This is a genomic window from Paenibacillus thermotolerans (genome assembly GCF_028745515.1).
Classification (GTDB): Bacteria; Bacillota; Bacilli; order Paenibacillales; family YIM-B00363; genus Paenibacillus_AE; species Paenibacillus_AE thermotolerans.
Genome location: NZ_JAQZSG010000033.1, coordinates 19456 through 33211, shown reverse-complemented (window position 1 = coordinate 33211; position 13756 = coordinate 19456). Strand labels below are relative to the sequence as shown.

At 52.1% G+C, this 13756-nt stretch carries 9 protein-coding genes; 2 read left to right on the top strand and 7 right to left on the bottom strand.

Translation table 11 applies throughout. From position 1 onward, the window contains the following. Positions 1 to 32 precede the first annotated feature (32 nt). From PT964_RS21480 to PT964_RS21460, 5 genes are all read right to left on the bottom strand, one after another. Positions 33 to 2921 carry an extracellular solute-binding protein gene (locus tag PT964_RS21480; RefSeq protein WP_274365410.1) on the bottom strand — a complete coding sequence of 963 codons (2889 nt, stop codon included), beginning with the start codon at positions 2919 to 2921 and terminating at the stop codon, positions 33 to 35. A gap of 95 nt (positions 2922 to 3016) precedes the next feature. Next, a complete protein-coding gene (locus tag PT964_RS21475; protein WP_274365409.1) occupies positions 3017 to 5107 on the bottom strand; it encodes a hypothetical protein in 2091 nt (696 codons plus the stop codon). 36 nt (positions 5108 to 5143) lie between these two features. Continuing rightward, positions 5144 to 6604 carry a glycoside hydrolase family 30 protein gene (locus PT964_RS21470; RefSeq protein WP_274365408.1) on the bottom strand — a complete coding sequence of 487 codons (1461 nt, stop codon included), beginning with the start codon at positions 6602 to 6604 and terminating at the stop codon, positions 5144 to 5146. A 57-nt stretch (positions 6605 to 6661) separates the two neighbouring features. After that, complete coding sequence (locus tag PT964_RS21465) at positions 6662 to 6967, bottom strand: hypothetical protein (protein WP_274365407.1); 306 nt, start codon at positions 6965 to 6967, stop codon at positions 6662 to 6664. Continuing rightward, positions 6933 to 9476 (bottom strand): beta-galactosidase, encoded by a 2544-nt coding sequence (locus PT964_RS21460; RefSeq protein ID WP_274365406.1) that lies wholly within the window; start codon positions 9474 to 9476, stop codon positions 6933 to 6935. The genes PT964_RS21465 and PT964_RS21460 overlap by 35 nt, the downstream gene beginning before the upstream one ends. Positions 9477 to 9943: 467 nt before the next feature. Here PT964_RS21460 and PT964_RS21455 point away from each other — a divergent pair, with 467 nt between their 5' ends. Together PT964_RS21455 and PT964_RS21450 are read left to right on the top strand one after the other, a co-directional pair. Beyond that, positions 9944 to 10828 carry an AraC family transcriptional regulator gene (locus PT964_RS21455; protein ID WP_274365405.1) on the top strand — a complete coding sequence of 295 codons (885 nt, stop codon included), beginning with the start codon at positions 9944 to 9946 and terminating at the stop codon, positions 10826 to 10828. Between the two features lie 154 nt (positions 10829 to 10982). Next, the gene (locus PT964_RS21450) at positions 10983 to 12263 is read left to right on the top strand and encodes a glycoside hydrolase family 27 protein (RefSeq protein WP_274365404.1); all 1281 of its coding nucleotides are present in this window, start codon (positions 10983 to 10985) and stop codon (positions 12261 to 12263) included. 75 nt (positions 12264 to 12338) lie between these two features. Here the strand turns inward: PT964_RS21450 and PT964_RS21445 are convergent, their stop codons facing one another. Beyond that, positions 12339 to 13070: a nucleoside phosphorylase gene (locus PT964_RS21445; protein ID WP_274365403.1), complete on the bottom strand. Its 732-nt coding sequence runs from the start codon at positions 13068 to 13070 to the stop codon at positions 12339 to 12341. A 2-nt stretch (positions 13071 to 13072) separates the two neighbouring features. Further along, on the bottom strand, positions 13073 to 13750 hold the full coding sequence (locus tag PT964_RS21440; protein ID WP_274365402.1) for a sulfite oxidase-like oxidoreductase: 678 nt from the start codon (positions 13748 to 13750) through the stop codon (positions 13073 to 13075). Positions 13751 to 13756 lie beyond the last annotated feature (6 nt).

Genomic DNA, 13756 nt, shown 5'->3' with positions numbered 1-13756 from the left:
ACTCACCTACTTCTCCTCTTACAGTTTGGTTCTTACTCGCCATGCGCATTTCCATTGCCGTCATTGAAGGACAGATGAAACTCTTTGCGTTTTTTAGTAAGCTCCTTGTTGATTTGCTTTATATTCATATACAGCGCCTCGCGAGGGTTTGCGCCGCTCGTTACGACGGAACGGAATGCATAGTCGATCGCCCTTGCGGTCATATATCCGCCGGGCACCTCTGGAATTCCGACGGTAGCTTGAAACTGCTTTTCCAATTCCCGCGAATCTTTCAACGACCACGGCAGCTGCTTTAAAACCTCGATATTCGCCGTCGGATATCGCGCGGCGGCCCCCATTACTGCTTCAAGAGCGTTGGCGTACTCCGTCTGCGTCTTAGCATCCAGCCACCACTTCATAAACTCCCAAGCCGCTTCTTTATTTGTTGAAGAGCTCATCATAATGCTGTCCATCGTGCTGGAAACTGCCGTATTGGTAATGCTTCCGTCCGCGTTGCGAATTCCCGGCAGCGGAGCGAACGACCATAAGCCTCTAATTTCCGGCGCAAATACCGCCAGCTGATTGTAGGTTGTATATGGCGCGATCCCGACCGGCATCTCGCCGGTTCTGAATCGATTGGAAAAATCGGCGGATACGGGCAATCTGTAGCTCGTGAAAAATCTCGTAATTCGGTGAAATGCATTCATCGCGCTGTCATCGATCAAGCCGCTGCGGATTCCGTAATCGCTGCCGGTTCCTTTGTATAAGTCTCCGCCATACTGGTATATAAGCGAAGGGTACAATTCCTGGCCGGGCATATAAAAGTCGTAATTGTTCGTATGCAGGATCGATATCATATTCTCGACATCGTCCCATGTCTCGGGGGGCTCCAAACCAAGTTGATGCAGTATATCTTCCCGGTAAAACATCATCACGAACGATTGCTGCTCCGGCAGACCGTATATGCCGCCCTGATAGGACACCGTTCTCAAGCCGCTGTCATGAAACTGCTTTTTAATTTCATCAAAGCCGTCCAGCTTCGACAAATCCACAAGGGCGTTTCTCATGGCGAAGTTAATGACCGTCGCCTGCGGTATGGCTAGAGCTACATCCGGACCGTTGCCGGCCAGCGTAGCCGGAAGAATGACATCCTCCGGTATGAGCTGCAGATCTACCGGAATATTCGAATTCGGAGTAAAGCTTTGATCGATCAAATTTTTGATTAACTGCGCCTGGTCGCGTCCGGCCGATATCCACACTTTGACGGCATCTTCACCGGAAGTACCTTCAATTCTCGTTTCGTCAACGAAAAATGTGGACAAAAACCTTACCGCACCGTAGTAAGCTCGAACCAATACATTCGGCGCCGGATCGGGCAGCTTCGCTCCCGGAGCGGATAACGTAAAGCTATCGAGCTGCAGCGGCATTTCCGATATGGATGTGATCCATGCGCCCATGGACGAAATATTGTTTTCCAGCGTGGCTAACTCATTAATGACATTTTCCGGCTTTCGGCTTAATCGTTCCGCTTGCACCTGCATCTTTTCGATAATGGCCGTCTTTTCGCCCTTCTCGCCGGTGATTTCCACCAATCGTGCCACGACTTTTTTCAACCGTTCGCTTTCCGCTTGAAGAGTTTCCGCGTAATTCGGTATTTTTGCCGTAATTTCGTAGTCGATATATTTGTCCGGCACAAGTCCGGTAATTTGAACGGTTTTTCGGTACAGATCATTCAGTACGAATACGCTTTTCTCAACTTCCGAAAGCGGCGCGGCGAAGCTGCCCAGGACAACTTCAAGCGAAATCGTATTTTGTCCTTCGTTCAGGTGAATGAGATAATCACCTTCGCTGCCGCCCGGCACGTAATTGACAAACCCCGAATGAAATCCGAAAGGTACGGCCATCGCTTCGCGGAACGGAACTTCGCCGTTTACTTTCAACTGCCTGTACGACATGACGCCCCGGTTCGTGTTCTGCACTCCTCTGAAGGAAATTCGGTATAACCCCTCTTCGGGCACTTGAATGTGCCATGCGATAAAGTCGCCGGGAGTTCTCCAGTTCGATCCGCCGATCGTATTCAGTTTTATTTTGTAAGGATGATAGGGGACTGTATTGGGATTGCTGTAGTCGGTGGACATAATAATATCCACGGATGATTTCTCGATACCGATCGTATGTTCATCCGTTCTTTCCGCTTGATATACGAGATTGATTCCGTCGTATACGTTGTACCTGGACTCCCATTGCTTGATAACATCCGCGTACGGCATTATTTCGGGCGCCGCTTTCAATGTAATGCCGCTGATCCCTAACGGTTCCTTAACGGATTCCAAGGTCAAGGTGTGCGTACCTGCGGTCAGATAAAACTTATACGGCTCCAAGCTTCTTCTTTGCGAATCATGTATATAAACGGTCGCGGGCTCGGATTTTTCCTCAGCTACAGGACGGATCTCGTTCCCGTCCCTCTCAAGGATCGGCTTCCCGCCGTTATTGTCCCAAATTCTGTTGAAAATCAACTGATTCATTCCGGTAAAATAACTCGTCTCGTCTATGAATAGTTTTCGCTCGATTTTTGAGTTTGTGCCTTTCACAGGCAGATAAGTCACCGCAATATTATAAAAGCCCGCTTCCTTCACAGACACTTTCCATGTGATTGTGCCGCTGTCGCCGGTAATTACCGTTCCGTTCTTAACGCTTGCTTCCATATCGGCCGATGTTTTGTAAGCCGTAACATCAACCTTGATTTCCGATGAAGCCATCTTCCCGGAATACTCTTGACCGGCAAGGTAATTGCCGTACGATTCTTCGTAATACTCCTGACCAGGCTCCGGCTTGCTTTCGGTTGAAGCATGTACACCGTCTGCCTTTAGTGCAGGTATGAACATGACCAAAGCAAAAATTATCAAACTGCTGAAAGCTAACATTTTCTTCATCATGCTCATGCCCCTAAACCTCCGTGTTAATAGGCTAGGTGCTATGAAACGCTTGCTTCATAGCACCTGCAGCCCCGTAACGATTTACTATTGAAACTCGAAGCTTACTGTTCGACGTTTACTTTAATCGCGAGATTCGCCTCATTTCCGGCGAAATCCTTAACGGTAAGAGTAACGTCATAGGCGCCGACGGTTGTAACGTCAAGGTTTCCGATATCCGCCGTAATATTGCTCTTCAAGTCGAAGCCATCCTTGTCGACGGCCTGCTCAACGAAATCGTTCGCCCAGTTAATCGCAGACGCGTCTTCGTCCACTTTAACGGCTCTATAATTTTCCTTTGCCGTAATCGTCGGAGCCGTCTTGTTATTCGGATCGTAGACGATCACATCGAAGGAGCCCTTCTTCTCATTGCCTGCTGCGTCTTTTACGGACAACGCAAGGCCCTTGTCGTATTTGCCGACCTTATCGAACGTAACGGCGGCGGTATCGACCGTGACATTGGCGAAAGGAATGTCCCCGTCAACGCCGTCTTGTGCCTTAACGAATTCCTCCCAGTTGATCGAAGACGGATTCGCGCCTGCCGCTACGGCGATCGGTTTGCCCGTCGTCGCGAAGCTCGGCGGCATATTATCGATGGATTTGCCGGAGCTTAGAGCCGTTTCAATGGAACTCATCGATTCAATGATTTGATTCTTTTGGGCATCGATTGCTGCGGCATACTTCGGCGAACCGTTCAACCCGTACAGCGAATTGCCCAAGATCGTATCGCTCCACAGGTTTGCCCACGCCATGATGGTCTGGTACTCGTTCGGCCTGCTTCCCGCAATACCCGTGAAAGCTTCCATGATGTCATTGCCGAACTTTTCATTCGTTACGTCGAATCCATAATTGATGGCCGTATTTTTCGCTTGCTTCTCAAAGAAATCCAGTGCCTTGTCGCTGCTTGCCAATGTTTTATATACGGTAGACCAATACAGCCTGTAGGCTTTCAATGCAAGCTCCGTTTTTTCCTTTGACAACCCTTTCAAAACAGCCATCTGGTTGCCGGGGAAAACCAGCTGTTCATACTTCGGATCATCAGCCGCAATGTCGTCCGGCCTTGGGAACGGCACTACGCCCATGGATTCGCCGCGTCCGGCAAGAGATTGGCCTGCGCCGTTGGATAGCCACGGTACCATGTTCGTAAATACGGTTTCGCCGTTTCCGAAGTCGCCGCCGTTCCATGTCCATCCCGGAACGGGAGTATCGTCGCCGTATCTTACGGACATCATTAAGCCTTTCGACATCAATCCGTCAATGTATTCTACGGCCTTCTTCGCCTCCGGAGCGTCGGCCGTCAAGCCGTTAGCTCCGAACACCGCTCCGCCGTTTGCGTGAATCGCCTGCAGCGCAGTATATCTGTAGTCCGTTTGGAACGCCTTGATCGGTACATCCGTTCTTACAGGCGCCATTTTGTTGGCATAATATTCATTTACCTTCGTCAAATAATCTTGGAATGCAGACCATGTCCATTTCCCTTGTTTCCACAAATCATGAGGATACACGGTTTGGCCGTTTTCCTTCAGAGCGTCTACCTTATCAAGGTACGAAATGTTGTAAACCAGCGGCCATTGGTTCACAAAGTCCAGGATGTAGTTTAAGAAATAATTATGGCCGAACATCTTGTCGCCCATCATCCAGGAATCGTCAGGGTCGCTGAAGATGCTCTGATATTCGTCCAAAGGCTGGAAAATGTTTTGCCCGAGCAATGTCCCTTGCGAGCCGCCCCATAACAGTGCGACATCAACGATCGGATCGTTAGCGAGTACCGACTTTAAGAGCGCTTCTCTCACATCGCTCGGATACTGCACCCATTTAATCTGGACATTCAACTCTTTTAGAACGGCTTGCTCAGCTTTCTGTCTGGCCAGCAATTGATCCGGCGGCATCCCCGGCTCGCCGGTGACAGGGTCTCTCCAATTGGGATCGTCGCCCTGCGCCCAGTGCGTACCGAAAACAATTTCGGTCGGCGCCCCCGTATTCCCGCCTCCGCCAACGTTTGCGGCATCTTTGTCCGAATCGTTGTTTTGTTCGGCGGCTTTTCCGGAATCTTTGTTTTTTTCAGAAGCTCCGGAACCTTCGCACGCGCTAAATAATGCAGCAGTTAATGCAAGTACAAGAAACATTGAAAGAAATCTTTTCAGCTTGCCTGCCATCTTTTGATCCTCCCCTAATGTTTTTCTTCTTGAAACTTACAGGAATCCAAAAATGCCTGCCTGAATAACAAAAGTTGTAACGGACTCTGCTGGCAGAACAACATTCCCCAGCCCACTCACCTCCTTAATAAGGGCAAGATTGGATTTCTCCGATGTCTCGTATATTTTTGTCTTTTTACCCTTCACGTTCTCGAATGACACTGCCTTCTCATGTTTGGTAGGATTGATGGCTACGATCACGGTTTTATCCTTTTGAGGACTGACATATGCCGATACGAGCACATCGCTGTCTTGGCTTTCGGCTTCGATCCGGCGGTATCCCGGCTTAATAAATTTGGAGTAATTTCCGAAGCTCCACATCCGTTTCACGGCGCCGAACTTTCTGGTCGCCTCGTCAACATATACAAGACCGTCCCGGTAATCGCCCTTCGCAACGGCAAGCCATTGTTCCCATACCGAAACCGATAATATGGTCATGTCCTCATGGATCGTTCTCGCCAGCACCAACGCGGCGTCCATACTCGCGGCGTTGCCGTTCTTCATTTCGCACCATTCGGTTTGATACAGCGGAAGCATATTTTCAAACTGTGAAAAATAGGATGCGGCAATCTTCTTATCCTTCTCGCTTGACCAATAAGAATGCACGGCATAAGCATCAATAGCTTTCGAGAGCACGTCGTCATTCATAATCCGCTTGTACATTGTCAATGTATAATTCGGATCGTTCCATGCGCCCGATTCGGCTATTAACAGCTTTACCGGAAGCTTCCTTCTTTCAAGCTCCAACGCCACTTTTCTGGACAGGCTAATTACTTGCTCCGGCTCATAATGACAGCCTTCCTGTCCGCTCTTCCAATCCCATTGCGGTTCATTGATCGGACTTATATATGTAACCGGAATGCCTTCCTTTAAAAACAGCTCCGTGATGTCTACCAAATATTTCGCGAACTGTTCCTCGTTCTCAGGCGGAAGATTCGATTTGCCGGTTGTTTCGCCTGAAGAGTAGCCGGATTTCGTAAGCCTTGCCGGGGGACTGTTTGCAAACAATTCAATGGTCGCTCCGCGCTTTGCCGCTTCTTTCATGGCGTTGATCGCATTTCGATCCCGATCAAGGTCATATACGCCAGGCGATACTTCAAGCGTTTCCGCGCTGCGCCACGGGTCGCTTGCGATAATAGGCTTGCCGGCCCCGATATTGTATCTGTATATATTGAGCCCGATGCCCTTCTTGTCGTCATACAGCAAATCCATGATGTCGCCCAGATTGTCCCATCCGCCGACATCCTGAGCCCACCACGCGCCGGAAGCCCCGAATCCTTCAATCCTTTGATGCACGGCATCATAGTCAAGCTTAATCGTTGCTCCCGCAGCATGACTCTCATAGTTTCGTTGTCCGGAAGCAAGCTTAGAAACCGGTTTCATATTCAGCAGGTAAATGACTCCGCAACCGATCGCCAAGATCGTTACCCAAATAAATTTGTTCTTTAAAAATTTCACTTGGTCACCTCTTTCTCACCTATTCTGCGAGGCTGCCAAATCCGCACTTTCAATCATTTACACGGGTACAAACGTTAAACCATCCAACCGAGAAACCGCTTCCCCTTCGAAGGCTTCCAGAAGAACGGCCAAGCGGTTCGCTCCGTCCCGGAACCAAGGACCCGGAAGATAGAACGTTTCCGGACTTCCGCCGGTAAAGGTCGGGCGGGAACGGCTGCCCGGCAACCATAATCGGCCTACTAAGCGTTCGTTGAAAAACACGGTCATTTTCATATTCGACCCCTTCGCTCTCACTCTCCATCCCTTCCCATCGTTCGAGTCTCCGACCTCACCGAACAGCCAAGCCATTTCTCCCGCGTTCATCGAAAAGGGAAGCTCGGTGCCCGACGCCTGTGCTGCTGCCGATTCCGCATGCGCCCACAGCTGTTCCTCTTGACACGGTGTGATGCGCCAATCCTTGGCCGCCGTCCCTTCGTATACGACGGGCTTGCCGGCCGGCAAGCCCGGCAGCCTTTCGATAAACACCGTTACCTGCGCGCGCGTGCCGGGCTTGACGAACGAGCTGATATCGACGTAAGGATCCGACGCATTCACCGCTCGCTCCCGCAGCTTGCCCGTTCACGAACACATGAGCCAGCGCTTGAGTCCCCTCGAAATGGATCGTCCACGAATCGGCCGCGCTTGAAGCGTCAAAGCTGTTGCGGTAATATTCGAGAGCCGGACGATCGGACGAAAGCCAGCCGCCGAAGCCTACAATCGGCCACATTCTGTCGTCCGCCGCCGGAGACGTCAGGTCGTCCCGGACGTCCCGGTCGTCTGCGGACTTTACTTTCCAGTTTCGGGAGAGATCGATCACGTCCGTTACCGATACGAGACCTTTTAACCCTTTCATGGCGTTCAGATGAAGTCCCGGAAGCCTAATGTCGTGGAAATTGGTATGTCCCCAAATCTCGACTCTTGCCGCTATGCGGCCGCTGCCGCCGTTTCTCTCCTCTCCTATCGCGATATATCGGCCGGTGCCGCCCGGTACAACCGTAGTTACATATTCCTTCTCCAAATAGAGAGAGATAATGTCGCTGCCCTTTTGCACGAGAATCCCTTTGCGGCCCGCTGTTCTGTCGTCTGAATTCACCCTAGCTTCAGCTTCATACCACGCGTATCCCCGATAAATGCCGTAAGTTTCCAAGTAATCGGCGGTGTCGACGCCAGCTGCCGCGTAGCCGTCAGACATCGGTTGATCCGCCGGAACAGGATGAAGCGACCAAGATACGGGGACATCGGCGGGTTCTTTACGATATTCGATCGGTTCGCCGAAACGGACGCTTCCGTCCTCGCCGATATCATCGATGAGTAAAGCTTTAGTCCGGTCCATTGCGACCAGCTCGATTGCATGGCCGTGCCCGTCGGCGGTCTCAAGCCTGCATACCGAAGTCTCGCCCGAACCGAATGTCACCGTGATAACCCCTTCGGTTTGTTTTACGGATACATTTGTTGCCTCGAGCAGTGTCGGGTTATCCAATCGAAGGGCGATTTCCCCTTCGCACTCCGTATGAAACACGAGAACGGTTTTCGATCCGCATCTTTTGTGCAGGAACAGTTCCGCAGTCGAGTACAAAAGCGTTCCGTCGACTCCCCAGGTTTGCATCGGCACGCCGAACGGCAAGGCTAGGGAGCGCCCTCGCTCTATAACAAGCTTCGATTCAACGGGCGCCTTGGTATTCCCCCATTCAAGGGACACTTCCGCCGCCCGTTCACCTACGTTGGAAACGAATACAAGATAACCGCCATTCCGCAGCTTTAATGCATACGGTCCTGCTACAGCACCCTTCGGAGCTGCCGCCGCCCGAATGTTCGGTGCGGTGTCAGCTTCCGTTAGCGACTCGCCGTACGTCTCGATCATTCGCGCAAGCATTCTGCCCTCATATGCCTCCGGACGAATATGCCCTTCAGGGGAAATCATCCCGCCGAAATCGTAATCCGAAGTTAAAAATGCTAGCGGCGAGCCCCAATTATTCGTTGCGTTCGTAAATCCGAAATCCGTTCCCGATACTTGCAGGTAAGGTCCCAGCAGCTTTACTCCGCAGGACAGCAGCCTTCTAAGCAAAAAGTGGGATCGGTTCGTCTCCGTAACCAAAAGCGGAAGCCCCATGTCGGCAAGCAGCTCTTTGTATTGGAGCACCTTTTCCTCAAAAACGGGGTCGCGGTCATTCGGATAAAAGTTGCAAGTCGGCACGACTCCTTCCGCAAGCCCCGACGCCTCCATTAGTCCGCCTTGTCCGGCGCACGCAATCAGCGGTACCGTTATGCCGTTTCCGGTCGCCATATCTTTTAAAGCTGAAATATACCCTTTCGGGTCGGCGCATCCGTAGAAGTCGAGCTCATTATCAAGCTGTACGCAGATCACCGTTCCGTCCTCGTCGATTTGAAACTTCTTGAGCAAGGGGAGAATACGGCCGAACCATTTGGACACCGCGTTCAAAAACGCCGGATTGTTGTCGCGAAGCTTCATTCCGTCTACATTGTAGAGATAGGCGGGCAGCGCCCCGCCGTCCCATTCCGAGCAGATGTATGGTCCGGGTCTAGCGACGACCCACAGTCCGACTTCTTTTGCCGTCTGCAGAAAGGCTGTCACATCCTTCTCCCCGCTGAAATCCCAGACGCCTTCTTCCAGCTCGTGATAATTCCACGGAAAGTAAACATCGATGCTGTTATAGCCGAAAGCTTTCAACTGAACCATTCTCTCGCGCCAATGAGCTCTTGGAATCCGGAAGTAAAAGAGCGATGCGCAAAGCAAAATTTCGGATTTGCCTTGAATGCGGAACTCATTGGATGAAAGCCGAACAGGCTGCAGCGCCGAAGCGGTCGTTTCCATATGCGAAAACCTCCCATTTTTGAAAGTGATATCCGAGTTTTCTGAAACCCGTTTCATAATGAGGTGCAAAGACCCCGCCGTTTTCGGTCTATCCGATCACTTGGTCTACATCTACTACCGGTTTCCCGCTAATGAACTGAAGTTCTCAAAAGTGTTGTGGAACCCGTTACATGAAACGGGTTTCATTGTGAAGCAAAAAAAATTTAATGTTAACGGTGGTTGCCGAGGCTGTTTTGGGTACCACTTTTGGGTGCAAACGGTACATAAACAGGCTCGTACGCACACTCTACTTTTGCTTGAAAGGGGTTTCAAATATTTGTTGTTTTTAATTCTATTCCTGCATTTGGGATTTTGTCAATCACTTTTGAGGATTAATTTTACAATTGTCCCCCTCCTCTGCCTATCAAACGTATGTTACTATGTTAATGGTTTTTCGAATGGAATATTTCATTCAAACGAGGGACATTATGAAACCCGACAATCAGTACGGCATTTACGGCTTTCGCTTCAACGAGGTGCCGCATCAGCCGCTGTGCGGCTTATACGCGACGGGACATGAAACGATCCGTCATTCTTCTTATCATTGGAACGGTTTGACCCGCACGGACGGGCCTTTATTTCTGTTTCAGTACACGATGCAAGGCGAAGGGGTGTACGAGAAGGGAGATTCCTCCTTTCGGGTGCATTCCGGACGCGCCTTCCTGGCGGAAATCCCCGGCAATCACCGCTATTACCACCCTGGGAACTCCGTGCCGTGGGAGTTTTATTTTGTATTGATTCGCCCAGCGATGATCGCGCCGCTGTGGGAGGAGATCGTATCCACGATCGGCCCGGCTCCATGCCTCGACCCGGGCAGTCCCCCCATCCAGGTGCTGAAAGACTTATGCAACGCGGCTCATTACGGAAGAATCACCGACCCTTATATAGCATCCTCCTACGTTTACCAATTTATCATGGAATTACGGAGAGCCTCATCCTCAAGCGTCCAAGATCAGAAGCAGTGGCCCGCAATGGTACAGGAGGCCGCTCGATTTCTTGATACGCATTTCAGCCGGATGGTCGGACAAGAGCAGCTCGCCGCGCAATTAGGAGTATCGAAATTCCATTTTTTAAGAACCTTCACCAAATACACTGGAGTTACCCCTAACGAATATGTCAATCGAAAGCGGATCGAGAAGTCCATCGAGCTTCTGCGGGCAACCGACTGGAGCATTGAAAAAATCGCGGCGGAAATCGGTTATTCGACAGGAAGCTACTACATCAAAGTATTTCAAAAACTGACAGGCCGCACGCCGGGAACGTTTCGCGCCGCCAACAACAATTTGCATTTCAATAAACTGTTTTTCGATTAACTAAAAGAGCAATTTTGTGCTATCGCTATTCATTTTTGTTATAGAAAATGAAGCCTTCCTTCACCTATCATAGCTTTATCGAACAGCAATTTCGTCATGCTGATTCTCGTATTCTAGATAAAGCGATCATGTTGAGCGAAAAGGAGCGAAGGAAGTGAATCATCGACAAGCTGCCCCCACCCCGCCGATGGGCTGGAACAGTTGGGATTGTTACGGTGCGGCGGTAACGGAAGCCGAAGTTCGCGGCAATGCCGAATATATGGCGAATCATTTGAAAGAATACGGATGGGACACGGTCGTTGTGGACATTCAATGGTACGAGCCCGGTGCAAACTCGGCATACTACCGGCCGTTCGTCCCGCTTGAGATGGATGAATACAGCAGGCTGCTGCCGGCAACGAACCGGTTTCCATCCGCTGCGGGCGGAAGAGGCTTTCAACCGCTTGCAGATGAGATTCACGCCTTAGGGCTAAAATTCGGAATCCACATGATGCGGGGCATTCCGCGCCAAGCCGTTCACAAGAACACGCCGATTAAACATTCCTCCGCCACCGCCCGCGACATTGCGGCGAACTCGATTTGCCCTTGGAACACGGATATGTACGGGGTCGATGCCTCCAAGGAAGGCGCTCAAGCGTACTATGATTCCTTGTTCAAGCTGTATGCGTCCTGGGGCGTCGACTTCGTGAAGGTGGACGATATTGCCGCATCCAGGCTGTACAAGTCGCACCTGCCGGAGATCGAGCTTATCCGCCGCGCGATCGACAATTGCGGCCGTCCGATCGTTTTGAGCTTGTCCCCCGGACCTGCGCCGGTTGAATTCTCGGAGTTTTTCGCAAATCACGCCAATATGTGGAGAATGACCGATGATTTCTGGGATCGGTGGGATTTCCTGCTCGACATGTTCGATCGCTGCGAAAGCTGGCAAGGCCGGTCCGGCGACGGCGGATGGCCGGATTGCGACATGCTGCCCTTGGGACATATTTGTATTCGAACCGGTCCCGGAGAAGATCGCCGGACTCGGTTTACGCGCGAAGAGCAGCTTACGATGATGACGTTGTGGACGATATTCCGTTCGCCGTTATTTTTCGGCGGGGAGCTGCGCGATAATGACGACTGGACGTTGTCGCTCTTAACGAACCGCAGCGTGCTTGAGATGCACCGGAACAGTTACGGCGCGAAACGAGTTTTCCGCGAAGGAAACCGCATTGTTTGGTCGGCGAACGGTCCGGCCGGCGTCCGGTATGTTGCGATGTTTAATACGGGCGAGAACGAGACATATATTACCGTCCCGCTTTCGCTCTTTGACGTTCAGGGTTCGGTTACGGCTGCCGAGCTGTGGACAAACCTTCAAGCCGGGCGGCTCGATAAAGATATAACCGCTCGGGTTGCACCCCACGGTGCCGCATTATTCCGTTTAGACCCGGTGGAATAACTTGCCTGTAAAAAGAAAAGGGATGCTTCCGTTGAAGCCTGAAAAATCAGCTCACGGAATCCATCCCTTTTGCAGTTACTTACCCGCCAGCTTCGCGATCGCGTTCAGCGCGGCGGTAATTTCCGCTTCGACGGCCTCGGATACGATGTCGCGATGCGGGTTGTACCCTTCGTCGACCGCGGTCGAGTCGCCGTCGAGCGCCAAGATCGCACCGGCTCTCATGCCGCGCAGCATCGAGACGACGTATAGCGCCGCAATTTCCATCTCAACGGCAAGAACGCCCGCCTTCCGGTACGTATCGTGCGGCAATTCCACCACGCCGCTGAAGAACGCGTCCATCGTCAGCGTGACGCCTTTGCCGACCTTGCCCGGTGCGCCGCTCGCAAGCGCCGCTTCGTGCAGCGCTTCCGTCACCGCGCTGTCCGCAACCGCCGGGAAGCCGTGCGGCACGAGCTGGCGCGTGAGACCTTCCTCGCGAACCGCCGCCGTACTGACGATCAGGTCCCCTGTCTTGTATGCGGGAGATAAAGATCCGGCCGTCCCGACTCGAATGACCGTTTTCACCCCGGCCTTCGCCAGCTCCTCGAAGCAGACGGCCGCCCCCGGCGAACCGACGCCGTGGCTGACGACGGCCAGCGTTACCCCGTTGTGCGTTCCCGTGAACGTCCGGTATTCGCGCGCAAATGCAAGCTCCTTCGCATCGCCCAAGCGCTGAGCGATTTTCTCCGCCCGGAACGGATCGCCGCACACTACGGCAAACTCCGGCATATCGGCGGGATCGACCCGCAAAATCGGCAGCAATGTCATCGTTAATCGAACTCCTTCTTCGTCCATTCGTCTTCCGGAATCGGCAGCGCGTCTCCGGAGAACCGCTGTTCGCGGAACGGATCGGCCGTATTATGAAAGCCGTTCCGCTCCCAGAAGCCCGGCCGGTCCTCCTTCATAAATTCAATGCCGCGCACCCATTTGGCGCTTTTCCAGAAGTAAAGATGCGGCACGACCATCCGCAGCGGGAAGCCGTGCTTATCGGTCAGCGGCTTGCCGTCGTATCGGAACGCCATCAGCACGTCATCGCCGAGCAAGTCCGCAAGCGGCACGTTCGTCTCATAATCCTCGTCCGCATGGAACATCACATACTTCGCTTCCGGCTTCACATCCAGCAAGGCAAGGAAATCCCGAAACCGAACGCCTTCCCATGCGGTATCGAACTTCGACCAACGCGTCACGCAATGAATATCGCATGTGACCCGCGTCTGCGGCAGCGACTGCAGCTCATCCAGCGTGAAGGACCGCGGGGTGCCGACCTCGCCGAAGACAGATAACCGCCAGGATTGCAGATCATATACCGGCACATCGCCCTCGTGCAAAATCGGAAACCGGTCGGTGAGCGTCTGGCCGGGCGGCAGCCTAAGCTTCAGCTCTTCCGGAATTGCCGTTTGCGCCGCAGGCACCTTCGCTTTCTTCAATCGTTCGGCTTTATCGTGCATCGAATC